This window comes from Lentzea sokolovensis (assembly GCF_033949975.1).
GTDB lineage: Bacteria > Actinomycetota > Actinomycetes > Mycobacteriales > Pseudonocardiaceae > Lentzea > Lentzea sokolovensis.
In genome coordinates this window covers 122880-147611 of sequence record NZ_JAXAVU010000009.1, presented here as the reverse complement: position 1 = coordinate 147611, position 24732 = coordinate 122880, and the positions used below count along the sequence as shown (strand labels likewise).

At 70.1% G+C, this 24732-nt stretch carries 24 protein-coding genes; 14 read left to right on the top strand and 10 right to left on the bottom strand.

Features of this window, described 5'->3' with window-relative positions:
• Nucleotides 1-195 precede the first annotated feature (195 nt).
• Nucleotides 196-603 (top strand): YciI family protein, encoded by a 408-nt coding sequence (locus SK854_RS18030; protein ID WP_093594853.1) that lies wholly within the window; start codon nucleotides 196-198, stop codon nucleotides 601-603.
• A gap of 3 nt (nucleotides 604-606) precedes the next feature.
• Nucleotides 607-1740 carry an RNA polymerase sigma factor gene (locus SK854_RS18025; protein ID WP_319976265.1) on the top strand — a complete coding sequence of 378 codons (1134 nt, stop codon included), beginning with the start codon at nucleotides 607-609 and terminating at the stop codon, nucleotides 1738-1740.
• A gap of 69 nt (nucleotides 1741-1809) precedes the next feature.
• Here the strand turns inward: SK854_RS18025 and SK854_RS18020 are convergent, their stop codons facing one another.
• The 4 genes from SK854_RS18020 to SK854_RS18005 all read right to left on the bottom strand — a co-directional run bounded on the left by SK854_RS18020 (nucleotide 1810) and on the right by SK854_RS18005 (nucleotide 5341).
• Nucleotides 1810-2370, bottom strand: coding sequence for a ferritin (locus SK854_RS18020; RefSeq protein WP_319976264.1), 561 nt, complete (start codon nucleotides 2368-2370; stop codon nucleotides 1810-1812).
• Nucleotides 2371-2469: 99 nt separating this feature from the next.
• Entirely contained in the window at nucleotides 2470-3657 is a 1188-nt protein-coding gene (locus tag SK854_RS18015; protein ID WP_319976932.1) for an arginine deiminase, read from the bottom strand.
• Nucleotides 3658-3804: 147 nt separating this feature from the next.
• The gene (locus SK854_RS18010; RefSeq protein ID WP_319976931.1) at nucleotides 3805-4503 is read right to left on the bottom strand and encodes a CPBP family intramembrane glutamic endopeptidase; all 699 of its coding nucleotides are present in this window, start codon (nucleotides 4501-4503) and stop codon (nucleotides 3805-3807) included.
• Between the two features lie 73 nt (nucleotides 4504-4576).
• A complete protein-coding gene (locus tag SK854_RS18005) occupies nucleotides 4577-5341 on the bottom strand; it encodes a DUF2470 domain-containing protein (protein ID WP_319976263.1) in 765 nt (254 codons plus the stop codon).
• Nucleotides 5342-5419: 78 nt separating this feature from the next.
• Between SK854_RS18005 and SK854_RS18000 the strand changes: the two genes are divergently transcribed.
• Both SK854_RS18000 and SK854_RS17995 read left to right on the top strand, forming a co-directional pair.
• Nucleotides 5420-5884 (top strand): hypothetical protein, encoded by a 465-nt coding sequence (locus tag SK854_RS18000; RefSeq protein WP_319976262.1) that lies wholly within the window; start codon nucleotides 5420-5422, stop codon nucleotides 5882-5884.
• Between the two features lie 8 nt (nucleotides 5885-5892).
• On the top strand, nucleotides 5893-6366 hold the full coding sequence (locus SK854_RS17995) for a hypothetical protein (RefSeq protein ID WP_319976261.1): 474 nt from the start codon (nucleotides 5893-5895) through the stop codon (nucleotides 6364-6366).
• On the opposite strand, the gene SK854_RS17990 is transcribed toward SK854_RS17995, so the two are convergent.
• Genes SK854_RS17990 through SK854_RS17975 form a run of 4 tightly spaced genes read right to left on the bottom strand, consistent with a single transcriptional unit; the run spans nucleotide 6363 to nucleotide 10157 of the window.
• Nucleotides 6363-7505, bottom strand: coding sequence for a VWA domain-containing protein (locus tag SK854_RS17990; protein ID WP_319976260.1), 1143 nt, complete (start codon nucleotides 7503-7505; stop codon nucleotides 6363-6365). The genes SK854_RS17995 and SK854_RS17990 overlap by 4 nt on opposite strands.
• Entirely contained in the window at nucleotides 7502-8134 is a 633-nt protein-coding gene (locus SK854_RS17985; protein ID WP_093596136.1) for an IclR family transcriptional regulator, read from the bottom strand. The genes SK854_RS17990 and SK854_RS17985 overlap by 4 nt, the downstream gene beginning before the upstream one ends.
• Nucleotides 8134-9297, bottom strand: a complete 1164-nt coding sequence (locus tag SK854_RS17980) for a fumarylacetoacetate hydrolase family protein (RefSeq protein WP_319976259.1) — start codon at nucleotides 9295-9297, stop codon at nucleotides 8134-8136. The genes SK854_RS17985 and SK854_RS17980 overlap by 1 nt, the downstream gene beginning before the upstream one ends.
• Nucleotides 9294-10157: a hypothetical protein gene (locus tag SK854_RS17975; protein ID WP_319976258.1), complete on the bottom strand. Its 864-nt coding sequence runs from the start codon at nucleotides 10155-10157 to the stop codon at nucleotides 9294-9296. Before SK854_RS17975 ends, SK854_RS17980 begins: the two co-directional genes overlap by 4 nt.
• An 81-nt stretch (nucleotides 10158-10238) precedes the next feature.
• Between SK854_RS17975 and SK854_RS17970 the strand changes: the two genes are divergently transcribed.
• From SK854_RS17970 to SK854_RS17945, 6 genes are read left to right on the top strand one after another with little or no spacing between them, the layout of a single operon-like run.
• Entirely contained in the window at nucleotides 10239-11411 is a 1173-nt protein-coding gene (locus SK854_RS17970; protein ID WP_319976257.1) for a homogentisate 1,2-dioxygenase, read from the top strand.
• Nucleotides 11412-11444: 33 nt separating this feature from the next.
• The gene (locus SK854_RS17965; RefSeq protein ID WP_319976256.1) at nucleotides 11445-12608 is read left to right on the top strand and encodes an SWIM zinc finger family protein; all 1164 of its coding nucleotides are present in this window, start codon (nucleotides 11445-11447) and stop codon (nucleotides 12606-12608) included.
• Nucleotides 12605-14032 (top strand): DUF5691 domain-containing protein, encoded by a 1428-nt coding sequence (locus tag SK854_RS17960; protein ID WP_319976255.1) that lies wholly within the window; start codon nucleotides 12605-12607, stop codon nucleotides 14030-14032. Before SK854_RS17965 ends, SK854_RS17960 begins: the two co-directional genes overlap by 4 nt.
• Nucleotides 14029-15114, top strand: a complete 1086-nt coding sequence (locus SK854_RS17955) for an ATP-binding protein (RefSeq protein ID WP_319976254.1) — start codon at nucleotides 14029-14031, stop codon at nucleotides 15112-15114. Before SK854_RS17960 ends, SK854_RS17955 begins: the two co-directional genes overlap by 4 nt.
• Nucleotides 15107-17284: a DUF5682 family protein gene (locus tag SK854_RS17950; protein WP_319976253.1), complete on the top strand. Its 2178-nt coding sequence runs from the start codon at nucleotides 15107-15109 to the stop codon at nucleotides 17282-17284. The genes SK854_RS17955 and SK854_RS17950 overlap by 8 nt, the downstream gene beginning before the upstream one ends.
• Nucleotides 17281-17469, top strand: coding sequence for a hypothetical protein (locus tag SK854_RS17945; protein ID WP_319976252.1), 189 nt, complete (start codon nucleotides 17281-17283; stop codon nucleotides 17467-17469). The genes SK854_RS17950 and SK854_RS17945 overlap by 4 nt, the downstream gene beginning before the upstream one ends.
• Before the next feature lie 33 nt (nucleotides 17470-17502).
• Here SK854_RS17945 and SK854_RS17940 read toward each other — a convergent pair whose 3' ends face one another.
• Entirely contained in the window at nucleotides 17503-17853 is a 351-nt protein-coding gene (locus SK854_RS17940) for a cupin domain-containing protein (RefSeq protein WP_319976251.1), read from the bottom strand.
• Between the two features lie 82 nt (nucleotides 17854-17935).
• On the opposite strand from SK854_RS17940, the gene SK854_RS17935 reads away from it, so the two are divergent.
• Complete coding sequence (locus tag SK854_RS17935) at nucleotides 17936-18385, top strand: MarR family winged helix-turn-helix transcriptional regulator (RefSeq protein WP_319976250.1); 450 nt, start codon at nucleotides 17936-17938, stop codon at nucleotides 18383-18385.
• A gap of 4 nt (nucleotides 18386-18389) precedes the next feature.
• Here the strand turns inward: SK854_RS17935 and SK854_RS17930 are convergent, their stop codons facing one another.
• Complete coding sequence (locus SK854_RS17930) at nucleotides 18390-18980, bottom strand: TMEM165/GDT1 family protein (RefSeq protein WP_319976249.1); 591 nt, start codon at nucleotides 18978-18980, stop codon at nucleotides 18390-18392.
• Nucleotides 18981-19300: 320 nt separating this feature from the next.
• On the opposite strand from SK854_RS17930, the gene SK854_RS17925 reads away from it, so the two are divergent.
• The 3 genes from SK854_RS17925 to cydD are packed head-to-tail and all read left to right on the top strand — an operon-like array spanning nucleotide 19301 to nucleotide 24731.
• Entirely contained in the window at nucleotides 19301-20755 is a 1455-nt protein-coding gene (locus tag SK854_RS17925; protein WP_319976248.1) for a cytochrome ubiquinol oxidase subunit I, read from the top strand.
• A gap of 11 nt (nucleotides 20756-20766) precedes the next feature.
• Nucleotides 20767-21738: a cytochrome d ubiquinol oxidase subunit II gene (cydB, locus tag SK854_RS17920; protein WP_319976247.1), complete on the top strand. Its 972-nt coding sequence runs from the start codon at nucleotides 20767-20769 to the stop codon at nucleotides 21736-21738.
• Nucleotides 21738-24731 carry a thiol reductant ABC exporter subunit CydD gene (gene cydD / locus SK854_RS17915; protein ID WP_319976246.1) on the top strand — a complete coding sequence of 998 codons (2994 nt, stop codon included), beginning with the start codon at nucleotides 21738-21740 and terminating at the stop codon, nucleotides 24729-24731. Before cydB ends, cydD begins: the two co-directional genes overlap by 1 nt.
• Nucleotide 24732 lies beyond the last annotated feature (1 nt).

The window sequence follows — 24732 nt, the reverse complement described above, 5'->3', positions numbered from 1 at the left end:
GCACGACGACGCCGCCGCCCGCGGTGGTCACCACGGTCGTGACGCATGTCGTCCGACGGCGTCGGCTCCGGCGCGACGGAAGAAGAGCTGTCGGAAAGATCTTCAGCCGGCGATGTCGAGATCCGCGTTTCGGTTCCGTCCCCGCGGTGGAAGTGACCATGATGGGTCGCATCAGGACCGAGGGAGACACCCGAGATGGCGAAGTACCTGCTGCTCAAGCACTACCGCGGCGCGCCTGCCGCGGTGAACGACGTGCCGATGGACCAGTGGACGCAGGACGAGATCACCGCGCACGTGAAGTACATGAACGACTTCGCGGACCGGCTCAGGACCACCGGTGAGTTCGTCGACGAGCGGGCGCTCGCGCAGGAGGGCACCTGGGTCCGGTACGACGGCGAGGGCCGGCCGCCGGTCACCGACGGGCCGTTCGCGGAGACGAAGGACCTCATCGCCGGCTGGATGATCATCGACACCGACAGCTACGAGCGCGCGCTCGAACTCGCGGCGGAGCTGTCGGCGGCGCCGGGCAAGGACGGCAAGCCGATCCACGAGTGGCTGGAGATCCGCCCGTTCTACGGCCACGCGCCGACGATCACGGAGTGACAGGTGGACGAGGCACTGCTCAGGAGCCTCCTGCCGGCGGTGCTCGGTGTCCTCGTCCGCCGCGGAGCCGACTTCGCGGCGGCCGAGGACGCGGTGCAGGACGCGCTGGTCGAGGCCGTCCGGGTGTGGCCGGAGGATCCGCCGCGGGATCCGAAGGGCTGGCTCGTCACGGCGGCCTGGCGCAAGTTCCTCGACGCGACGAGGGCGGCGACGGCGCGGCGCAGGCGTGAGGACGCGATCGACGCGGAACCGGAGCAGGGCCCGGCATCGGACACCGACGACACGTTGCAGCTCTACTTCCTGTGCGCGCACCCGTCGCTCACGCCGTCGTCGGCCGTCGCGCTCACGCTCAGGGCCGTCGGTGGACTGACCACCCGTCAGATCGCCCAGGCCTACCTGGTTCCGGAGGCCACGATGGCCCAGCGCATCAGCCGGGCCAAGAAGACGGTCGGTGACGTGCGGTTCGACCAGCGCGGCGACGTCGCCACCGTGCTGCGCGTGCTCTACCTGGTCTTCAACGAGGGCTACTCCGGCGACGTCGACCTGGCCGCCGAGGCGATCCGGCTCACCCGTCAGCTCGCGGCCGTGATCGACCATCCCGAGGTCGCGGGGCTGCTCGCGCTCATGCTCCTGCACCACGCCCGCCGCGAGTCCCGGACGGCGAGCAACGGCGGCCTGGTGCCGCTCGCCGCGCAGGACCGGAGCAAGTGGGACACGAAGCTGATCGCCGAGGGCGTCGAGATCCTGCAGGCGGCGCTCGCGCAGGACCGGCTGGGGGAGTTCCAGGCGCAGGCGGCGATCGCGGCGCTGCACGCGGACGCGCCCGTGGCCGAGGAGACCGACTGGGTGCAGATCGTCGAGTGGTACGACGAACTCCTCCAGCTGACCGACAGCCCCGTCGTCCGGCTCAACCGCGCGGTGGCCGTGGGCGAGGCCGACGGACCGCGTGCCGGGTTGAAAGCGCTGGCGGAACTGGACGACTCACTGCCTCGCTACTCGGCCGTGGCCGCCTATCTCCACGAGCGCGACGGCAGTCCGCACACGGCCGCGAAACTCTACGTGGAGGCGGCGGAGAAAGCGTCGAACCTCGCCGAACGGGAATACCTCACCCGGCAGGCTGCGCGCCTCAACAACTGAAAGGGCCGCCTCACCCGATTAGGTGAGGCGGCCCTTTGTGATCAGGCACTCAAGCGTGCGAAGAAAAAATCAGAGCTTGCCGCCCGCGGCGGTCGGAGCGCCGGAGTCCGCACCCTCGTCGCCCACGCTCTCGCGGGTCAGGAACGTCTCGACGTAGAACATGTTGCCGTCCGCGCGGTCCATGATCGTGAGCAGCGTCTTCATCGAGGAGACCTCCTCGACCTGCTCCTTCAGGAACCACTGCATGAACTGCTCGCCGATGTAGTCGCCCTCCTCGCGGGCGGCCTTGGCGAGGCCCACGATCTGGTCGGTGACCTGCTGCTCCTGGCGCAGGGCCAGGTCGACGAGGTCACGCGGCGACTTGAACTCGCTGAACGGCGTCTCGACGCCGGGAATGGCGACCGGGATGTCGTTGTCCATGAGGAACTGCACGATCATCATCGCGTGGTTGCGCTCTTCGAGAGCCTGCTTGTAGAAGTGCGCCCCGAGGCGCGGCAGGTCCTCGTTGTCGAACCACACGGCGAGTGCGATGTACTGCTGCGAAGCGGAGAACTCGTTGCCGACCTGAGCCTGCAGGAGTTCGTGGAACTTCGACTTCTTGGACAGGATCTTCTTCACGTTCGAGGCCATGAGGAGTACGTTAACTCAAAACAGCCCCACCTGCATTCCAGGAAAAGCTAACCTTTGTTTGGAGAGGTAATCCAAACAAAGGTTAGGCGTTCCTAACGATCACACCAATGGCGCGCGGTCGATCGGGCACGACATGCAGCGGGGGCCGCCGCGGCCGGAGCCCAGTTCGGAACCGGCGATCCGCAGCACCTCGACGCCCGCTTCCTCAAGGCGCTCGTTCGTCTCGACGTTGCGCTCGTACGCCACGACGAGACCGGGAGCCACGGCGAGTGTGTTGTTGCCGTCGTCCCACTGCTCGCGTTCGGCGGTGACGATGTCGAGGCCCGTGTCGATCACCCGCAGCCGTTCGATGCCCATCGCCTCGGCCGCCGCCTCCAGGAACGGCACGGGGCCGTCCACGCGCACGCCACCGTTGCCGTCGGCGCGCAACGGGTAGGCCGTCAGCGTGTGGCGGATCGCCGGGTACATCACCACGGCGTCGCGGTCGACCATCGTGCAGACGGTGTCGAGGTGCATGGTGGCGCGTTCCTGCTCGATCGGCACCGCCAGCACCGTGTGCGCGAGGCCGTCCGCGAGAGCGGAGCGGGCGAACGACTCCGCGCCCGCCGGGGTGGTGCGCTCGCCGACGCCGATGGCGATCACGCCCGGCGCGAGCAGCAGCACGTCGCCACCTTCCAGCGGCGCCGAGTGCGCGCCGTACGCGCGGCCCGTGCGGCGGAATCGCGGGTGGTAGGCGTAGATCAGGTCGGTCAGCGTCGTCTCGCGGTCGCGGGCGGGCAGCGCGAGCGACGTGATGGCCACGCGGTCGCCGACCCAGACGGACGAGTCGCGGGTGAAGAGCAGGTTCGGCAGCGGGTCGACGGCGAAGTCGATCGGCAGGTGCATCTTGCGCACCAGCGACGCGCCCTCGGCGGCCGGCATCTCCTCGAACGTCATGCCGGTCATCAGCACCTGGGCGAGCTGCGGCGCGTCGAGCGAGGTGAGGTGGCTGCGCAGCGCGTCGGCCAGGTCGATGCCGAGGCGACGCTCGTTGACGGCGCTGTGGATGCCCGCGATGCGCGCGCGGTTGTCCTCCAGGGCCTGCACCAGCACGTCGGCCAGCAGCAGGACCTCGACGCCCTTCGAGGTCAGCGTCGAGGCGAACGCGTCGTGCTCCTCCTGGGCCCTGCCGACCCACGGCACGCCGTCGAACAGCAGCTGGTCGTTGTTGCGCGGGGTGAGCCTCTTGAGCTCGTTGCCCGGCCGGTGCAGCAGCACCGTGCGCAAGGGGCCGACCTCGCTGTCCACGCGGGGCGCGGCGTCCGGAAGTGCTTCGGTCTCAGCGATCGTGTGCGCAGTCACCGGACGAGCGTAACCCTGAACAGCACAAATCGCCGTCTGCGAGCCGGAAATCGCAACGAATGGCGGTAAATTATGGAATCTACCGTGGAATCGTTACGGCAACCAGCTCACTTTGCCGCGCAACATTGTGTAGCCGACGAACGCGACCACGTCGAGGATCGTGTGGGCGATGACCAACGGCCACAACCGCTTCGTGCGCTGCCAGTAGAAGCCGAACACCAGGCCCATGACCACGTTGCCGACGAACCCGCCGAAGCCCTGGTAGAGGTGGTACGAGCCGCGCAGCACGGCCGCCGCGACCAGTGCCGTGTACTGCCGCCAGCCCAGCTGCTCCAGCCGCGTCAGCAGGTATCCGACGACGAGGACCTCCTCCGCCCACGCGTTGCCGGCGGCGGCGAGGATCAGCGCCACGCTCATCCACCACTGGTTGTCCAGAGTGGACGGCTGCACGGCGAGGTTCAGCCCGAGCGCCCAGGCGGCGAAGTAGAGCCCCAGTCCGGGGATGCCGATGATCGCGGCGAGCCCCAGCGCGCCCAGTGAGTCCGCGAGCTTGCGGGTGCCGTCGAGACCGATGAGGCGCAGCTTGATTCCCGTGCGCCACAACAGGTACAGCCCGATGCCGCCCCACGCGGCGAGCTGCAGCACGCCGAGCAGCTGCGCCACGAGGTCCAGCAGGTCGGCGCGCGCCTGCGGGACGTTGATCGCGACGGACTGCTGGTTGAGCGGCGTCGGTTGCAGCAGGCTGTCGATCAGCCGCACGAGACTGCGCAGGCCGGACAGCCCGAGCGTCATGCTGAAGACGATCAGCAGTTCGAGCTGGTAACCGCGCTTCTCTTCGGCGGGAATCAAGGTCACCCGCGTGACGCTACCTCTGGGACAAGAACGGGCAGCCCATCAACCGCCGCAGTTCCGCGGCGAGTTCCTGGGGAGTGCTGACCGGCTTGGAGAACGCGATCCGCACGTCGTGGTCGTCGCACTCCGCCTCGACCCGCAGCCGCAGCCCGAACCGGTCGAGCCCGAGCGGCCGGACGTGACCGGTCCGCAGCTCCTCCGGCAGATGGCGGGCGAGCTGGTCGACGACGTCGCTGTGCGCGGCCTCCAGGTGCCGCAGCCAGTGATCCTCGTTGCCGCAGAACGGGTCCGGCGCCGCGCTCGCGAACTGCTCCGGCCTGATCGACGACGTGCCCTCGGCGTCCGCGATCACCATCGACGCGGGTGTGAGCCGCAGCACCGAGGCGCCGTGGCCCGCGTCGAGCAGCCGGTGGTCGGGGCGCACGTCGGCGACCGCGAGGATCTCCTGGCGAGCCTCCTCGCCGTCGAGCGCGGTGACCCAGCCGGTGAGCCACAGCAGGCCGCGGACGGGTTCGCGCAACGGCACCGGCGCCTGGTCGGCGATCTCCAGCATCGCCGTCACCTCGGCCCGCGGGGTCTGCCACAACTGCCCGACCAGCGGGTGCTCGTCGGGCAGCAACAGGATCGTGGAACCGCACGGGTGCACGTGGTGGAACAACGGGCTGGTGCGGGAACCGGACTGAGGAAGCAGTGCGGCGGAGCCGTGCCGGGCCGCGATCGTGCGGGCGCGCTCTGCGGCGTGCGGCGCCGGCGGGCGCTTGGTCTGGGTGTCGGTCACCGCTGCACCTCCTCGAAGGTTAGGCAAGCCTAACTTAGCTTGGCGCGTCATGGGAAGCGTCACCTGTACGGTGGACGCGTGGTCGTGCCCAACAAGCCGTCCACCGAGGTGACGGCGCTCGACGATCGGTGGACCCGGCACTGTGTCGACCGGGCGAGCCGTCGTGCACTGATGTGGACTGTGGTTGCCGGTGCGGCCTTCGCGCTCCAGTTCGTTCTGGTGCTCGTGTGGTCCTGGTCCTCACCGGTGGCATTGGTGTTGTTGTTCTTCGCGGCGGCCGTTCTCTGGACGGTCACGCGACGACGTCCGGTGCGCTTGCCGGAAGGGGAGCCGTGGATCTTCGCGCAGGCCCAGTGGGAGGGCGGCCGGTTGGTGGTGCTGGGGTCACCACCGCTGTTGCTGACCCTGAGAGTGAGTCCGCTGCTGCGCGGACGGATCGCCCGGCATCGCCGCGTGTGGTTCGTGCCGCCGGACGCCGCGGGGAACACCGTTGTGACATTCAGGGGAGTTCCGCGGCTCATCACCGCCCGCGTGTTTCGATGATCATCTAGATGGCTATGTCAATGGACGTGCACGTGACCACGGCGTGGAGCGACACCTGCCTCGCGCGGGCAGACCGGCGCGCGATCGGCCACATCTTCTTCGCCCTCGCCGTGCTCGGCGTCGTGCTCGTGATCGGCTGGATCTGGCTCACCGTGTTGTCCGTGCCGGTGGTGCTCGAACTGGCCGCGCCGGGGCTGCGGCACTTCCTCACGCGGCGCGGCACCGTCGAACTGATCGAGAAGTTCCCGTGGCGTCCGGTGTCGGTGAACTTCGTGGCGGGACGGCGCATCGGCCGGCAGGCGTACCTGCGGGTCGAGGACTCCGAGAAGAACCTGCGGCTGCCGGAGCTTCCCGAACGGGCGCGGGTGCTGGTGCGGCACACCGGACGGGTGTGGATCGCCGGCCCTGACGAACGAGGACGCGTCGTCGTGATGACGCGCGGCCTCGCGTTCCTCACGCGTGGCCGCGTGATCGACCGCTAACGACCCGTCGCGATGCCCTCGGCCTCGGCCCACTGGGTGAGGTCGTCCTTGCGCAGCGCGGCCGCCAGCAGTTCGGGGAACTTGTCCGGCGTGCAGGCGAACGCGGGCGCGCCCAGAGCGTGCAGCTTCGCGGCCAGTTCGTGGTCGTAGGCGGGCGTGCCGGAGTCGCTGAGCGCCAGCAGGTTCACGACCGTGACGCCGCTCGCGACCAGTTCGCGGACCCGTCGCTGCAACTCGGTCTCCGACCCGCCCTCGTAGAGGTCGCTGATGATCACGACGACCGTGTCGGTGGGCCTGCGGACCTGGGTCTGCGCGTAGGCGACCGCGCGGTTGATGTCCGTGCCACCGCCGAGCTGGGCGCTGAACAGCAGGTCGACCGGGTCGCTGAGCTGGTCGGTCAGGTCGGCGACCTCGGTGTCGAAGACGACGAGCTTCGTCGTGATCGACCGGATGCTCGCGAGCGCCGAACCCAGAACCGCCGCGTGCACCAGCGATTCCGCCATCGAGCCGGACTGGTCGACGAGCAGGATCACGTCCCGCATCGCCGCGGTCCGGCTGCGCCGGCGGTGACCGATCAGGTCCTCGACGATCACGGTCTTGTGCTGCGGCTGGTAGTTCTTGAGGTTCGCCTTGATCGTCGTCGCCCAGTCGACGTCCTGCAGCTGCGGCCTCCTGGTGCGCCGCGACCGGTCGACGGCTCCTCTGACGGCCTCGACGAGCCGGTCCTGCAGCCGCTTCTCGATGTCCTCGACCACCTTGCGCACCACGGCTTTCGCGGTGTCGCGGGTGCGGGCGGGGATGGCCCTGGAGAGTTGCAGCAGGGTGCTGACGAGGTTCACGTCCGGCTCGACCGACTGGAGCAGTTCGGGTTCGAGCAGCAGCTGCTTGAGACCCAGCTTCTCGACCGCGTCCCGTTGCATCACCTGCACGACGGAGGTGGGGAAGTACTTGCGGACGTCGCCGAGCCAGCGGTGCAACTGCGGAGAACTGGCGCCTAGGCCCGCGCCCCTGTCGCCGCCACCGCCGTAGAGACCCGTGAGCGCGCCATCACGCCGTTGGTCGTCCTCGCCCAGTTCGGACACGTCTTCCGCGCTCGGGCCCAGGAGCAACCGCCAGCGCCGTAGCCGCTCTTCGGTCATTTGAGCGCTGCCGCCACTTCTTCGGCCGCACGCACGACGTGAGGACCGACCACGTCCGCGTCGAGCTTTTCCAGCGCCACGACGCCAACGGACGCCCTGAGGCCGGGCACACCGCGCACGGGCGCCGCGACGCCGAAAGCGTTCGGCTGCAGCTCACCCGCGGAGACGACCCAGATCTCGCTGGGCGTGGAGATCGCCCTGCCGGCCGCCCCGCGGTGCACCGGGTGGCGGGAACCCACCCGGTACGCCACGTGGAAAGCGGTCCACGACGGTTCGACGACGGCGACGGCCTGGGCCTCGGTGCCGTCCGCGACGGTGAGGTGCGCGGTGGCGCCGACCTTCTCGGCGAGCTCGCGCAGCGCCGGGTTGGCCGCCATCCGCAGCTGGGGGAGGACGTTGGAGGCGAGGCGCAGCACGCCGAGGCCGAGGCGGACCTTCGAGCCCTCCCGGCGCACGAGACCGCGCGCCTGCAGCGGCACCAGAAGCCGGTACACGGCGGCCCTGGACGCGCCGATGGCCGTGGCGAGCTCCGAGATCGACGGTGCCTCGGACTCCGCCTCAGCGACCGCCTGGAGCAGCGCCAGACCCCTTTCCAGGGTCAGCGAGCTCTCCTTCGTCGCTCCGACCATCACGCACTCCGAACTGTTCCCACCACCTCGGCGAGACCGACCACGGAGCCGCCCTCACCGGGAGCGGTGGCGGTCAGCTTGACCGTGTCGCCGTCCTCCAGGAAGGACCTCGTGGAGCCGTCGTCGAGCTTGAACGGTTCCTTGCCGCCCCAGCTCAGTTCGAGGAACGAACCGCGCTCGTTCTTCTCCGGTCCGGAGACCGTGCCAGAGGCGAACAGATCACCTGGGCGCACCGTAGCCCCGTTGACCGTCATGTGCGCCAGCTGTTGCACAAATGACCACGACATCTCCCGGAACGGAGGCCGCGCGACGATGGTGTCGTTCAGCTCCACCGTGATGGTGATGTCCAGGCCCCACGGCTGATCGCACGTCAGGTAGTCGTGCAGCTTGTTCGGCAGCGGCGGCGTCGGGACGCGTGCAACTGAGAACGCCTCCAGCGGCGTGATCCACGCGCCGATCGACGTGGCGAACGACTTGGCCAGGAACGGGCCGAGCGGCTGGTACTCCCAGGCCTGGATGTCGCGTGCCGACCAGTCGTTGACCAGCGCGACGCCGAAGACGTGCTCGGCCGCCCTGCTGGTGGACACCCTGGCCGCCTGCGGTCCGCCGCAGACGAAGCCGACCTCGGCCTCGATGTCGAGACGCTCGGAGGGACCGAACTTCGGGCCCTCGCTGCCGCGCTTCTGGCCGTTCGGGCGGACGATCTCCGTGCCGGAGACGTACACCGTGCCCGCGCGACCGTGGTAGCCGATCGGGAGGTGCGTCCAGTTCGGCGTGAGCGCGTCGCCGTCCGGGCGGAACATCTTGCCGACGTTCTCGGCGTGGTGCCTGCTCGAGTAGAAGTCCACGTAGTCGCCGACGGTGAACGGCAGCTTCGCGGTCTCGATCCCGACGAGTTCCGCGCCCTTGGGTGCGGAACTGGCCGTCACGATCTCCCGCAGCTTGGCGCGCAGCACGCTCCAGACCGGCCTGCCGGCCTTCAGCAGCGGGTCCAGCGAGTCGCCCTGGACGTACTCGCTGCACTTGCCCAGCGCGAGGCTCTTCAGGAGCAACGCGCGGTCGCCGACGCGGACGGCCACGCCCCCGTCGACGACGCCGTAGGGCAGGGTCTGCGGTCCGAACGGCTGGTCCTCGGAGAAGTTCGGGTCGCTGATCCAGCTCACAGAAGTCCAAGCCCCTCAAGGTCGGCGACGGGTTCGGCCAGCGAGCACGAGCCGTAGCTCGCGAACACGCCGCGCACGGCATGGGCAGCCTGATCGCTGAGCGCCTTGGCCTCGGCGGTGAGCGCCTCGGCGTCGGTGCTCGCCAGTGCCTCGCGGACGTCGCGGCCGCTCAGGGAGCGCGCGGTGGCCACGAGGAGGTTCAGGAAGCCGTGGTGGGTGAAGCCCTGCTCGTCGGTGTGGCGGACGGCCTTGTGCAGGCCGGCGGTCGCCTTGAACGCGACGCCGCCACCGCTGACGACGGACAGGAAGTCGCCGACCTCTTCGACGCTGGGGAAGTTCTCCTGGGAGAGCCCACCGCAACGCAGCTTGGGCCAGCTGCCGTGCTCGATGACCCGGCGGACGCCGTCGAGCCATTCGGCACCGCCGCGGCGGGGTTCGACGACGCGGATGACGTCCTCGGGCACGAACTCGGACACGCGCTCGAGCCACACCTCGTCCACATCGGACGGTGCGGGCATCTCGACCATGCGCAGTGCCAGGAGCTCGCTTCGGCTCTCGACGATCGAGACGGCCTTCGGCACGCCGCCGAGGCCGGTGTCGATCACGAGGCTCAGAGCGATCGGTTTGGCCGGCTTGACCTTGATCAGTTCGGTGATCAGCTCGGCGAGACGGGAGGCAGGACAGAGGAAGAGGCCCATGACGCCAGCCCACTCGCCGACGCGTCCGTCGAGGTGACCGCGCACCGCGTCGGGCATCGACGCGTTCCCCGGAGGGAACAGCGCGGCATCGTCCACAAGCCTCGCGAGCAGGGGCGGAGTACCGCGCGGACCGGGCGCACGGAGTTCGACAGCGCTTGACACGGCTGACACGCTAGCCGTGTACCGCCAACTGAACAAAGATGTCCGATAGTCGAACGCCTTGGAAGGACCCGGAGAGCACTCATGGCCTACTACCGCCAGGTGGGAGAGATCCCCCGAAAGCGCCACACCCAGTTCCGCAAACCGGACGGTGGCCTCTACGCGGAAGAGCTCATGGGGGTCGAGGGCTTCTCGGCCGACTCGGCGCTGCTCTACCACCGGTACCTGCCGACGGCGATCGTCAACGCGGAGACGGTGAAGGACGAGCGCGGGGGTGCGGCGCCGAACCTGCCGCTGAAGCCGCGCCACTTCAAGACCACGGACCTGACCTGGGCTTCTGACGACGTGGACGCCGTCACCGGGCGCCGGAAGTTGTTCGGGAACCCGGACGTGACCATTGGTTTCGTCGTCGCGTCCGCGCCTTCTCCGTTGTACCGCAACGCTTTCGGTGACGAGCTGCTGTACGTGCAGGGCGGTTCGGGCGTCATCGAGACGATCTACGGGGCGATCGAGGTCGGTGACGGCGACTACGTCGTGATCCCGACCTCGTGCACCTACCGGGTCGTGCCGTCGGCGCCGATGTCGTTGCTGGTGCTGGAGGCGACCGGGCACATCGGGCCGCCCAAGCGGTACCTGTCGAAGGCCGGCCAGTTCCTGGAGCACTCGCCGTACTGCGAACGGGACATCCGCGGGCCCTCCGAGCCGTTGCTCGTCGAGGGGACCGACGTCGACGTGCTCGTGCGGCACCGTGCGGGCCTCACGAAGTTCACCTACGCGAACCACCCGTTCGACGTCGTCGGCTGGGACGGCCACCTGTACCCGTGGGCGTTCAACATCCGCGACTTCGAGCCGATCACCGGCCGCGTGCACCAGCCGCCGCCCGTGCACCAGACGTTCGAGGGCCCGAACTTCGTCGTGTGCTCGTTCTGCCCGCGCAAGGTCGACTACCACCCGCTGGCCGTGCCGGTGCCGTACAACCACGCGAACGTCGACTCGGACGAGCTGATGTTCTACGTCGGTGGCGACTACGAGGCGCGCAAGGGCTCGGGCATCGGCATCGGCTCGATGTCGCTGCACCCGTCCGGCTGCACGCACGGCCCGCAGCCCGGCGCCGTCGAGGCCTCGCTGGGCCTGGACTACTTCGACGAGACCGCGGTCATGGTGGACACGTTCCGCCCCTTGGAGTTGGGCGAGGCCGCGGAGGCCTGTGAAGACCCTGCTTACGCGTGGACGTGGGCCCGTCGCGGTCCGGCCTGATTTTCTGTCGGGGGTCCTCGCTAGTTTGGTTCTGTGAGGACACGAGCCGTTCCGATGCGCTGGCAGGGCCTGGGCAAGGCCCTGCCGGTGTTGTGGGGCCTCTACACGGGCTCCGGCTCGATGCCGTACCGCGTGTGCGTCGACCTGGCCGCGGGCTCGGCCAAGTGCACCTGCCCGTCCCGCAAGTTCCCCTGCAAGCACGCCGTGAGCCTGCAGGAGCTCGACATCCCGGACGCGCTGCCGCCCGACTGGGTGGAGGAGTGGACCCAGCGGCGCGCGACTCGTGAGCTGGACTCCTCACCTGAAGCCGTCGCCCGTCGTGCGCGTTCTCGGGAGAAGACGGCGGCGAACCGCGCGTCCGCGATGTCCTCGGGCATCGACGGCCTGCGCGACTGGCTCCTCGACGTGGCCTCGGCCGGCATCGCGTCCCTGCCCGGCCGCCCGGCCTCGTGGTGGCAGGCGTTCATCGCCCGCATGATCGACGCCCAGGTCCCCGGTGTGGCCGCCGCGGTCACCGAGATCCAGGAGATCGTCGCGCGCTCGGGCCCTCGCTGGACGGCCGACGTGGCCGACCGCCTGGGCGGCCTGCACCTGTTGTGCTTCGTGCAGCCGCGCACCCGTCTCGGCGTCACCGTGCCCGAGGAGACGGTGAAGGCCTCGCCGGGAATCTCCGACTGCTGGGTCGCCCTGCTGCGCCTGGAAACCGACGACGGCAGGGTCCGCACCGTCCGCCAGTGGTGCTGGGGCCGTCAGACGGGCCGCTGGGCGGTGGCAATCCGCCACTCCGCGGTCGGAGCCCCGGTGCCGTTGCTTCCTCACGGCCTGGAGTCCTCGGCCCTCGTCCACCCCTACCCGGCGTCGGACCGGGTGGCACTGGGCGAACTGGAAGGTTCCCGGGCGCCCGACCCGGTCCCGGCGCCCGAGTCCTGGCGCGTGTCGCTGGCGTCGCTGGAACCGATGCTCGTGGCCGATCCGTGGCAACGCCTGTTCCCGCTCGGCTGCGCGACCGTCCGCCTGCACGGAGCCTCCCTGGTCGACACCTCCGGCCACGCGCTGCCGGTCCGTGACGACACGGGCCTCGACATGGCCCTGGCGCTGACCGGCGGCATCCCGTTCGACGCCTGGGGCCTCTGGGACGGCCACGCCCTCCGCCTGGGAGCGATCGCGCTGGACGGCGCCCTTGAGGTGGTGGCGTGAAGGCGGACTGGTCCAAGACCGTCCAGGACCTCCTCATCGGCACCACGAGAGGCGGTGGCGACCCGACGGCGCTGCTGGCCGACTGCGCCGCCCTGGGCGTGGCCGCGTTCGGCGCCACCCTCCCGCAGGAGGCCACCGCCGATCCGGTGCCGCTGGCCCCGCCCGAGACCGCGGACCTTCCCAGGCCGGCCGCCAGAGCGGTCCTGGACGCGATCATGAGCGTCGACGACGAGGTGCTGCTCACCGAGTGGTGCGCCCTGGCCAAGGCCAACCACGTCGTGGCGGAGCACCGCATGCTTCCCGCCCTGCTCTCCCTCGGCACCGCACGGCCCGGACTTCGTGCCGCGGTGGTCGAGGTCCTGGGCACGCGCGGCCGCTGGCTCGCCGGCACCCGTCCCGGCTGGTCCTGGGCGAGTGGCGCCGCGCCGCTCGTGGACGAGGTCCCGCTCCAGGAGGTCCTCGATCTCCCCAGCGCCCAACGGGTCCGCGCCCTCCGCCGCAGGCGCAAGGCCGATCCGGCCGGGGTCGGCGCGTTCATCGCGGAGGAGTTCGAGGCCTCCCGCCGCTCCGCCGACCGCCAGGTCCTCATCAGCGCCCTCGAAACCGGCCTGGGCCCGCAGGACGAGCAACTCCTGGAAACGGCGCTCGACGACAAGGCGGCCGCCGTCCACGACGAGGCTCTCCGCCTCCTCCGCAAGCTGGGCCGCACGCGTCTCGCCGCCCGCGCGGCGCACCGGCTGCGGCACGGTCTCCGCCTGACCGCGGACGGACTCGACGTGCGGCCGGATGAGCTCTGGACCGGGCAGCCCGACGCGGCGGAGCTGCGCGACCTCATGCGCGACGGGTCGGAGAAGGGCGTTGCCGGTCGTATCCGGGCCGCGGCCGCGAGTGTTCCGCCGTCGTACTGGACGTCGACTCTCAAGGCCGACGACGCCAAAGCCGCCGGCATGCTCAGAAGGGGTCCGTGGGCCGCGCCACTGCTCAGGGGCGTCGCGGACCAGCTCGCCGCGGCCAACGACCCGCGTCCCTGGGCGGTCGCCGCCGCCGAGACGCTGACCGGCATGGAGCAGCTCGAAATGCTCGCGGCGCTGCCGGCCGAGGTCGCCGAGCAGGCGGTCGTCGCCGTGTCGAAGAACTGGCACTACGACCTCCTCGACCACGCCTGCGCCCAGCTCCCGGCGCCGTGGTCGCCCGAGACCACCCGCGCGCTCCTGCACCGGTACGCCGCCCTGCCCGATCCGCGCTGGCGGGCGGGCCGTCCGCCGGCCGTGCTGCTGGCGCGGGGCGACGCGGACCTGCTCGGCGCGAGCTGGGAGGCTCTGACCCGTCGCTGGCCGGAGAACTCCCTGGAACTGGAGGTTCTCCGCCTCCGCATCCGACTGCGTGAATCGTTCGCACCAGCACCGCCTCAGGAGGCCCAGTGACCGCCGTGCTCAGGCCGACGGCCGAACAGCAGTACGCCGCCGAGCTGGAAGCCGTCGCGGCCCAGGACGACCGGCAGCGGCCGCCCAACTGGCGGCTGTCCCCGCAGGCCGTGGTCACCTACGTCCTGGGCGGCACGCTGCCCGACGGCACGGTGATCTCGCCGAAGTACGTGGGCGCGCGCAGGCTCGTCGAGGTCGCGGTGGGCACGCTGGTGACGGACAGGGCGCTGCTGCTCGTCGGCGTGCCGGGCACGGCGAAGTCGTGGCTGTCCGAGCACCTCGCGGCGGCGATCAGCGGCGACTCGACGCTGGTGGTCCAGGGCACGGCCGGCACCAGCGAGGACCAGGTCCGCTACGGCTGGAACTACGCCCGCCTGATCGCCGAGGGCCCGAGCGAGAACGCCATCGTGCCGAGCCCGGTCATGCGCGGCATGCAGCTGGGCACGGTCGTCCGGGTCGAGGAACTGACCCGCATGCCGTCCGAGGTGCAGGACTCGTTCATCACGGTGCTGAGCGAGAAGTCGCTGCCGGTGCCGGAGCTCAACACGCAGATCCAGGCCGTGCCGGGCTTCACGGTCATCGCCACGGCCAACGACCGCGACCGGGGCGTCAACCAGATGTCGTCGGCGCTCGCGCGGCGCTTCAACACCGTCGTGCTGCCGCCGCCCGCGACCGAGGACGCCGAGGTCGAGATCGTCCTCACCAGGTCCCAGCAGCTCGGCAAGGCGCTCCAGCTGCCCGCCGAACCGCCCGCGCTCGACGAGGTGCGCCGCGTCGTGCGGATCTTCCGCGAGCTGCGCAACGGCTCCACCGTGGACGGTCGCACGCAGCTGAAGAAGCCGAGCGGCAGCCTGTCCACGGCGGAGGCGATCTCGGTCATCGCGAACGGCATGGCGCTGGCCGGCCACTTCGGCGACGGCACGCTGGGCGCGGACGAGCTGGCCAGCGGCCTGATCGGGTCCGTGATCAAGGACAGGGTGTCGGACGCGACGGTGTGGCAGGAGTACCTGGAGACGGTGCTGAAGGAGCGCGCCGAATGGCGTGACCTCTACCGGGCCTGCCTGGACGCCAGCGGTGACTGAGCCTGACTCCGCGCCGGTCCTCCTGGGCATCCGGCACCACGGTCCCGGCTCGGCCAGGATGGTCAAGCGAGCGCTGGAGCAGACGCGTCCGGCGCTCATCCTGATCGAAGGGCCACCCGAGGCGGACGCGCTCCTCGAACACGTCCACGCCCTCACCCCGCCGGTCGCGATCCTGCTGCACGACGAGACGGAACCCGAGAACGCCGCGTTCTGGCCGTTCGCGGAGTTCTCCCCGGAGTGGCAGGCCCTTCGCCACGCGGCCGAGCACGGAGTTCAGGCCCGCTTCTTCGACCTGCCGGCGGCGGCGTCGATCGGCGACGACGGCCCGAGCGGCAACGTCGACCCCATCGGCCTGCTCGCCGAGGCCGCGGGCTTCGACGACCCGGAACGCTGGTGGGAGGACGTGGTCGAGCACAGCGCGTCGGACCCGCTCGACCTCGCGGACGCCATCGCCGAGGCCATGGTCGCCGTGCGCAAGGAGTTCGAAGGCGAAGTAGGCGAACGCACTCTGCGCCGAGAAGCGTTCATGCGCCAGACGATTCGCAAGGCGCGCAAGGACACCGACGGTCCGATAGTCGTCGTCTGCGGCGCGTGGCACGTCCCGGCGCTGCTCACCAAACCGACCGTCGCCGCCGACACCGCACTGCTGAAAGGCCTGCGCCGCCGCAAGATCTCCGGCACCTGGGTCCCGTGGAGCCACGGCCAGCTGGCCGCCGAGTCGGGCTACGGCGCCGGCGTCGACTCGCCCGGCTGGTACGCGCACCTCTGGCAGCACCAGTCCGACGTCGTCCCGCGCTGGTTCGCCAAGGCCGCCGCCGTGCTCCGCGCGGAGGATCTGCCGGCCTCGACGGCGAGTGCTGTGGAAGCCGTCCGCCTCGCGGAAACCCTTGCCGCGCTTCGTGAACGTCCTTCGGCGGGCCTGAGCGAGGTGAACGAGGCGGCGCTGGCGGTCCTCTGCGGCGGCGACGAGATCCCGCTCCAGCTGGTCCACCGCAAACTCGTCGTCGGCGAACGCCTCGGCGAGGTGGGCGAGGCCGTTCCGCGCTCGCCCCTCGCGGCGGATCTCCAACGCCTGCAACGCAGACTCCGCCTCCCCGCGGACGTTCAGGCCAAGCAGCTCAAGCTGGACCTCCGCAAGGACACCGACCGCGAACGCTCGAAACTCCTGCAGCGCCTGGAAGTCCTCGGCGTCCCGTGGGGCAAGCCGGACCGCTCCAACTCGCTCGGCACGTTCGCCGAGGTCTGGCAACTGCGCTGGGACCCTGTCTTCGCGGTGTCCGTCGCCGTGGCCGCCCGCCACGGCACGACGGTCCACACGGCAGCGGAGAACGTCCTCATCCAGGCGGCCAAGGACGCCAAACGGGTCGCCGACGCCGCCGCGACCCTCACCAAGTCCGTGGGCTGCGAACTCCCGGCTGCCGTGACGGAGGCGCGCCAGGCCCTGGACCGCTGCGCCGCCATGGCCACCGACGCCCTCGAACTGCTCGCCGCCCTCCCGGACCTGGCCAGGACGGTCCGCTACGGATCGGTCCGGGGCACCGACCCGGAACTGCTGCGCGTGGCCCTGCACGGCCTGCTCACCCGAGGAGCCGTCGGCCTCCCGCTGGCCTGCCGCAACGTCGACGACGAAACGGCGGAACACGCTCTCCAGGTCGTGGACGGCGCCCACGAGGCCACCCGCCTGGCCGCCGACGACGACCACCAGAAGACCTGGTGGCGGGCCCTGCACGCGCTGGTCAAGGCAGAGGCCCACGGCCTCCCGACGGGCAGGGCCACCCGCCTGCTCTGGGAGGCGGGCGAGCTGACGAGCGACGACGTGGCGGCCCGCCTGCACCGCAACGTCGCCAGTGCGTTCGTGGCCGGGTTCCTCCGCGGCTCGGCCACCCTGCTGGCCGCCGACCCACGCCTGTTCGGCCTCATCGACGACTGGCTCAGCGGCCTGCGCGGCGAGGCGTTCGACGACGCCCTGCCCCTGCTCCGCCGAGCCATCACCGACTTCACGCCCGCCGAGCGCCGCCTGCTCGGCGAACGCGTGGTCGCGGGCGAGACCCCTCAGCCGGCCGCCGACGACGAGTGGGACCTGGAGATCGCCGAACGCCTGGCCGCGCACGTCCGCGGCCTGATGGCCGGAGTTTCACGATCGCCGGATTCGCCGATCCCAGAGCCGTGACCACACCGGACGAAGACCGCCTCACGAAGCCCGACGAAGACGGCCTCACCCCGCCTGACGAGAGCCGTCTCGACGAGTCCCAGGAACTCATCGACGACGCCAAGAAGTTCGCCCGTGAGCTGCGCGAAGAGGTCCCGGACACCACGCCGGAGCCTCCTCGTGAGGAAGGCTCCCCGGCCAACTAGTGGCGTGACCCGGACGGGTGCCCGGCCGCGCCGCTAGACCGACCAGGGCGGCGTGATCGTCTGCCCGTCCGCCAGCGTGCCCTGGATGCCCACCGACGTGGCCACCAGCACCCGCGCAGGCCCACCGGTCAGCGCCAGCTCGGTGTTCGGCGGCACCACGACGGCGTCGCCGACGCCGGCGGTCTGACCCTGGATCGTCACCGACCCCGACAGCACGTAGAACACCTCCTCCTTCGACGCCCGGTGTGGCGTCCCGTCGCCGCCTTCCGGCACGTCGACGGTCCACAGCGCGATCTCCGAACTGCCGCGCGACGGCACGGCCAGCGACCTGAACTCGAACCCGCCGAACTCGTGCAGTTCCGCAGAATCCCCCGTGACCAGCAAGACAACCTCCAAAGTAGTCAACCAAGTTGTCTAACCTTAGAATAAGGTCAACCAGGTTGTCTACCTAAAACGGGGAAGCAAGATGGAACCGGTGCCGATGCTGCTGGCGATGACGTACCGCGCCATGGGCGACCAGTTCCACGACCGCCTCCGGCAGATCGGCCTCGAACCGCTCAGGCCCGCGCACGGTTACGTCTTCCGGTTCCTCAAGGAGAGGCGCGCGACGACCGTCGACATCGGACAGCACCTCGGCGTCACGAAGCAGGCGGCGGCGAAGATCGTCGCCGAACTCGACGAGTGGGGTTACGTCCTGCGGGAGCCGCACCCGACGGACAAGCGCGCCCAGTACGTCACGCTGACCACGAAGGGCCGCGACTACCTGAAGTTCGCGGACAACCTGTGGTCGGACCTGGAGGGCGAGATGGCCGAGGCGATCGGCGAAGACACCCTCGCCACCATCAAGCAGGGCCTCGCCGCGTACCTGCGGAACGTCCACGGCGAGGACCAGCCAGGGCTTCGACCGGTCTGGTGATCGGCTAGAACACCTGCGTCAACGCGATCACGGCGAACACCGCGAAGATCGTCCCGGCCACCCGCTGGATCCAGTGCGTCGGCAGCCGCCCGGCGAGCTTGCGTCCCACCAGCACGGCCAGCCCGGCCACGGCGACCAGCGCCAGCCAGGCGCCCAGGCCGACGGCCAGCGGCGCGCCGTACCGGGCGGTGATGCCGGCGGTCGCGAGCTGCGAGGCGTCGCCCCACTCGGCCGCGAACAGCACGCCGAACGACGTCAGAGCCGCCCGCCAGAACGGCACGGCGGCACTCGTCCCGGATTCGTCGGCGGAGTCCTCGTCCCGCGAGAACCCCTCCTTCAACAGCATGAACGCGCCGATGCCGAACAACAGCGCCACCACGCCGGCGACCAGCCGGTCGGGGAGCAGGGTGATGGCCGAACCGAACGCGGCGGCGACCACGCTCTGCACGGCGAAGGCGGCGATCACGCCGATGAACACCGGCCACGCGCGATAACGCGTGGTCAGGACCAGGGTGGCGACCATGGTCTTGTCCGGGAGCTCGACGAGGAACACCACCGCGAAGGCGGTGATGAACGCGAGCAGTGATGTGGCCACGAGGTCCTCCACGTCCGAATACGAAACCCGGACGGAGGCGCAACAGACCCCGACCGGGCATGCTGCAACCCGGCCGGAGGTCTCGTTCGCCCGACAAGATCATCGGGTGTGGGACCGGATCCACTCGAAGGCGGATCAGTATGTCGATCACCACGCCACCGGCAACGTACTCCGGCGGGAACTACTCCCCTCTGGCGAAATCATCGTAACCGACGCATGTCACCCGAAAGGCGTGACTTCGCGCACGGGACTTAGGTCCCGAGTCCGAACGGGACCGTCGTACCTGATAGCGGCCGTGATCCACACCTACGCTCGTCAACGTGGACGTACTCGAACTCGCGCGGTGGCAGTTCGGCATCACCACCGTCTATCACTTCCTGATGGTGCCGCTGACGATCGGCCTGTCGCTGCTGGTGGCAGCGATGCAGACCGCGTGGGTGCGCACCGGCAACGAGCGCTACTACAAGATGACGAAGTTCTGGGGGAAGCTCCTCCTGATCAACTTCGCCGCCGGCGTCGTCACGGGCATCGTGCAGGAGTTCCAGTTCGGCATGGCCTGGAGCGCCTACTCGCGGTTCGTCGGTGACGTGTTCGGCGCTCCGCTCGCGATGGAGGCGCTCGTCGCCTTCTTCGTCGAGTCGACGTTCCTCGGGCTGTGGATCTTCGGCTGGGACAAGTTGCCGAAGAAGGTCCACCTGGCGTGCGCCTGGGCGTTCAGCCTCGCGACCATGGCCAGCGCGTACTTCATCCTCGCCGCCAACTCGTGGATGCAGCACCCGGTCGGCATCGAGATGCACGAGGGCCGTCCGCGCCTCACCTCGATCTGGGCCGTGCTGACGAACAACACGACGCTCGCCGCCTTCCCGCACACCATCGCGGGCGCGTTCGCGGTGTCGGCAGCCTTCCTCGTGGGCATCGCCGCCTGGCACCTGCACCGCAGGTCGGAGGAGGAACGGGTCTGGCGCAGCTCGCTCAAGCTCGGCACGTGGGTCGGTGTGGTCGCGTTCAGCGTCCTGGCGATCACCGGTGACCTGCAGGGCAAGCTGATGTTCGAACAGCAGCCGATGAAGATGGCCGCCGCGGAAGCGTTGTGCCACACCGAACAGCCCGCGAGCTTCAGCATCTTCGCGATCGGCGACGTCACCAGGCCCGACTGCGAGAACGTCAAGAGCATCACGGTGCCCGCACTGCTGAGCTTCTTGGCGCACAACGACTTCAGCAGCGAGGTCAAGGGAATCCAGGACCTCGTCCCGATGTACCAGGAGAAGTACGGCGAGTTCTACCCCGTCGACGAACGGCTCGGCGAGCTCAGCGGCAAGCCGATCGACTACGTGCCCGCGCTTCCCGTGACGTACTGGGGTTTCCGGTTGATGATCGGGTTCGGCGGCATCTCGGCCGGGCTGGGTGTCCTCATGCTCTGGTTGACCCGGAAGAACCGGACGCCCACCGGCTGGTGGTTCCCGGCACTCGGTCTCGCCGGCATCGCGACTCCCTTCCTGGCCAACAGCGCGGGCTGGATCTTCACCGAGATGGGGCGGCAGCCGTTCGTCGTGGTGCCGAACCCGAGCGGGGTCGACGGGGTGTGGATGTTCACCGCGCAGGCGGTCAGCCAGTCCACGCCCGGCGAGATCCTGACCTCGCTCATCGCGCTGACCGCGGTCTACACCGTGCTGGCGGTCGTGGAGTTCTACCTGATCCGCAAGTACGTCCGAGGCGGGATTCCCGGTGTGCTGCCGAAGAAGACCGACGACGGCGCCCTGGCGTTCGCGTACTAGGGAGAGGCGACGTGGAAACGCTCTGGTTCGTGCTGATCGCCGTGCTGTGGCTCGGCTACCTGTTCCTCGAAGGATTCGACTTCGGCGTCGGCATGCTGCTTCCCGTGCTGGGACGCGACAACCGCGAACGTCGAGTCATGATCAACACCATCGGGCCGGTCTGGGACGGCAACGAGGTGTGGCTCATCACCGCGATCGGTGCCACGTTCGCGGCCTTCCCCGGCTGGTATGCGGCGCTGCTGAGCGCCGCATACCTGCCACTGACCCTGTTCCTCATCGCGTTGATCGGGCGCGGGGTCGCGTTCGACTACCGCGGCAAGGTCGACAACCCGCGCTGGCGAAAGGCCTGGGACGCAACGATCGTGGTGGGCTCGTGGGTCGCCACGCTCAGCGTCGGCCTGCTGATCTCGACGACGGTGCTGGGCCTGCCGATCGACGCGAACGGTGACCGCGTCGGCGGTCCGTTCGCGGCGATCAGGCTCGACACAGTGGTGGGGGCGCTCGCTTTCGCGGGATACGCGTTGGTGCACGGCGCGGTGTTCACGGCGCTGAAGACCGAGGGTGAGATCCGCGAACGAGCTCGCCGGGTCGCGTTGGTCCTTGCGCCCGTCGCACTTCTGCCGCTCGTGGCACTGCTCGTGATCGCCGCCGGCCTCTGGGCCGCCGTGGTCGTGGCGATCCTCGGCCTCGCGATGTGGAGGCTGGCCGTGGACCGCGACGGACAGTCGTTCGCGTTGATGGGACTGGCGATCGCGGCGAGCGTCGTGGTGCTGTTCGGCACGCTGTACCCGAACGTCCTGCCGTCGACGCTGAACGACGCGTGGTCGCTCACGGTCGCCAACACGGCGTCGAGCCCCTACACGCTGAAGGTCATGACGTGGGTCGCCGCCTTCGGCACACCCGCGGTACTCGTCTACCAGGGCTGGACCTACTGGGTGTTCCGCAAGCGCATCGGCGTCCAGCACATCCCGGCGGCGCACTGATGAAGCGAGGCCCGCTGGGAGCTCTGCCCCAGCTCTCCAGGAACGCCAGGCGCGCCCTCGTCGGGGTGGGCGCGCTGGCGTTCCTCAACGCCCTGGCGCTCGTCGCCCAGGCCGTCGCGCTGGCGTCGGTGATCACGACCCGTGAAGGCCTCCCGCTGCTGGCCGTGGCGATCCTGGCGCGCGCGGGTCTGTCGTGGGCGACGGAGTCCGCCGCCGCCCGTGCCGCCGCCGGTGCGAAGGAAGAGCTGCGGACCCAGCTGCTGGCCAAGTCGTTCGAACGCGGCCCCGGCTGGATCGCCGACCGCGGCACGGCCGAGCTGTCAGTGCTCGCGACCAAGGGCCTCGACGCGCTCGACGCCTACTTCACCCGCTACCTTCCCGCGCTGGTCACGGCCGTGATCGTGCCGCCGCTGGCCGGTGCGTGGATCCTCTTCACCGACTGGCCGTCGGCCGTGCTGATCGCGGTCACCGTGCCGCTGATCCCGGTCTTCGCCGCGTTGATCGGCTGGTACACCGAGAAGCGCGTCCGCAAGGCCGCCGACGTCACCGAGCTGCTTTCAGCCCAGCTCCTCGAACTGCTCCGCGCTCTCCCGGTGCTGACCGTCTTCGGCCGCGCCAAGCAGCAGGCGAGCGCGGTCCGGCAGATCGGTGAGCAGCACCGCAAGGCCACGATGGGCACGCTCCGGATCGCGTTCCTGTCCGCGCTGGTGCTGGAGATCGCCGCGTCGTTGTCGGTGGCGCTGATCGCGGTCGGTGTCGGCATCCGGCTCGTGCACGGCGACATGACGCTGATGACCGCGCTGGTCGTGCTGATCCTCGCGCCCGAGTGCTACCTGCCGTTGCGCGCTGCCGGTGCCGCCCACCACGCCAGCGAGGACGGGCTGGAAGCGGTCCGGCGCGTCGCCGAGGTCGTCGATCACGAGGACAAGGCCAGGCCGCGGCTGCCCGGTGGTTCGGTCCACGTCGACAACCTGCGCGTCCTGCGCCGGGACGGCTTCGCTCCGGACGGCATCAGCTTCGACGTCCGGCCTGGGGAGATTCATCGGCTCGAAGGTGCGAGCGGTGCCGGAAAGTCGACAACGTTCCAGGTGCTGCTCGGTTTCCTGGAGCCGACGGACGGCACCGCGTTCGTCGCCGGCGACATCGCCTACGTGCCGCAGAAGCCCGCGTTCGCCGCCGCGACCCCGCGCGCCGAGCTGGAGCTCACGGTTCCCGGTGCCGAGGACATCGAGCAGGTCGCCGACGAGGTCGTGGCGGTGCATCTGCTCGATCGTCAGATCACCGACCTGTCGACGGGCGAACGCCAACGTGTCGCAGTCGCGCGCGCCCTGCTGAGGGTTCGTCACGGCGCGACGGTGCTGCTCCTCGACGAACCGACCGCGCATCTCGACCCGGTGACAAGTCGAAAAGTCGACAAAGCGATCAAGAGAGCTAGCGACACGGCGGCAGTCGTCCTCGCCTCGCACCGCGAGAAGGAGGCGACCGACGACGAGACGTTCGCCAGGGTCGTGACCGAGGAGACGCAGCAGGAACGTCCGAAGCGCCTGCCGATCCCGTGGAAGGGCGCAGGCCTGGGCATCCTCGCGGCCGTCGCGGGCATCGCGCTGACCGCCCTGGCGGCCCACCTGATCGCCCGTGCCGCCGAGATGCCGCCGATCCTGACGCTGTCGGTGCTGGTCGTGGGCGTGCGGACGTTTGCTCTGAGCAAGGGCGTGCTCCGCTACATCGAGCGGTTGGTGACGCACGACGAGACGTTCCGTCTCGCGAACGATCTGCGCGCGGAGCTGTGGTTGCGGCTCGTGCGGACGCAACGGCGGGACGGGTTGCAACGGCTCGTCGAGGACGTCGACACCGTCCGCGACCTTGTGCCGCGCGTGCTGGTGCCGCCGGTCGTGGCGATCGGCGCGGGCATCGCGACCACGGTCCTGTTCGCGTTCATCGACCCGGTGGCCGCGCTGACACTGGGCGGTCTGCTGCTCGCGGCCGGGATCGCAGCGCCCGCCGTCGCCGTCTGGACCGAGCGGCGGGCCAGCACGAAGCTCGCCAGGGGGCGCCGCAGGGTCGCCCGCGAGACGATCAACGCCCTCGTCGCCGCACCGGACCTCATCGCGCACGACGCCCACCACCGCCTGCTGGCCCAGCTGCACGCCGAGGACGTCGAGCTCGCGGGACAGACCCGCCGGCAGGCGTTCGGCACGGGCGCGGCCACGGCGATCGTCCTGCTCGCGACCGGTGCGGCGGCCCTGGTCTGCGCCACGACCGGCAACCCGGTGCTCGGTCTCGTCCCGCTCGCCCTCGCCGAACCGCTGGCCGCGCTGCCGCTGGCGGCTCAGCAGCGCAGGGCGTTGCGGGAAGCGAGCGCACGGCTGCAGTTCGACGCGCCGGTACGCCCCGAACTGCCGCGCGGCAAGCGGATCCGGCTGGAGAACGTCGACGTCCGCTGGCCCGGCGCGACCGAGCCGACGCTGCGGGACCTCCACCTCACCATCGAGCCGGGCACGCACGTGGCGATCGTCGGACCGTCGGGCAGCGGCAAGTCGACGCTGTTCGCGCTGCTCCTGGGCTTCCTGCCGCCCGAACGCGGCATCGTCGAGCTGCCCAGGGCGACCTGGTGCCCGCAGGAGCCGATGCTGGTCAGCACGACCGTGAGGGAGAACCTGCGCATGTCGGGACAGCACGACGACGAGGCCTTGAAGGAGGCCCTGCGCAAGGCGTGCCTGCCGGAGTGGGTGGACCGGCTCGACACGGTGATCAGGCCCGATCAGGTGTCGGGCGGCGAGGCGCAACGGCTGGCTTTGGCGCGGGCGTTGCTGCACGACGCCGACGTGGTGCTGCTCGACGAGCCCACCGCGCACCTCGACGAACCGACCGCGCGCAGGCTGTTGCGGCAGCTCAGGCAGGACGGCAGGACGGTTCTGCACATCACGCACCGCCCGGACGAGGCGGCGAGGGCGGACCTGGTGCTGGACCTCGGCACACCCGCATACCGTTGAG

What these genes read in the sequence shown, in the direction of transcription:
- SK854_RS18030 (WP_093594853.1), top strand. Translation starts at nt 196, where the DNA reads ATGGCGAAGTACCTGCTGCTCAAGCACTACCGCGGCGCGCCTGCCGCG.
- SK854_RS18020 (WP_319976264.1), bottom strand. Translation starts at nt 2,370, where the DNA reads ATGGCCTCGAACGTGAAGAAGATCCTGTCCAAGAAGTCGAAGTTCCAC.
- SK854_RS18010 (WP_319976931.1), bottom strand. Translation starts at nt 4,503, where the DNA reads ATGACGCTCGGGCTGTCCGGCCTGCGCAGTCTCGTGCGGCTGATCGAC.
- SK854_RS17995 (WP_319976261.1), top strand. Translation starts at nt 5,893, where the DNA reads ATGGCTATGTCAATGGACGTGCACGTGACCACGGCGTGGAGCGACACC.
- SK854_RS17990 (WP_319976260.1), bottom strand. Translation starts at nt 7,505, where the DNA reads ATGACCGAAGAGCGGCTACGGCGCTGGCGGTTGCTCCTGGGCCCGAGC.
- SK854_RS17985 (WP_093596136.1), bottom strand. Translation starts at nt 8,134, where the DNA reads ATGGTCGGAGCGACGAAGGAGAGCTCGCTGACCCTGGAAAGGGGTCTG.
- SK854_RS17970 (WP_319976257.1), top strand. Translation starts at nt 10,239, where the DNA reads ATGGCCTACTACCGCCAGGTGGGAGAGATCCCCCGAAAGCGCCACACC.
- SK854_RS17935 (WP_319976250.1), top strand. Translation starts at nt 17,936, where the DNA reads ATGGAACCGGTGCCGATGCTGCTGGCGATGACGTACCGCGCCATGGGC.
- cydD (WP_319976246.1), top strand. Translation starts at nt 21,738, where the DNA reads ATGAAGCGAGGCCCGCTGGGAGCTCTGCCCCAGCTCTCCAGGAACGCC.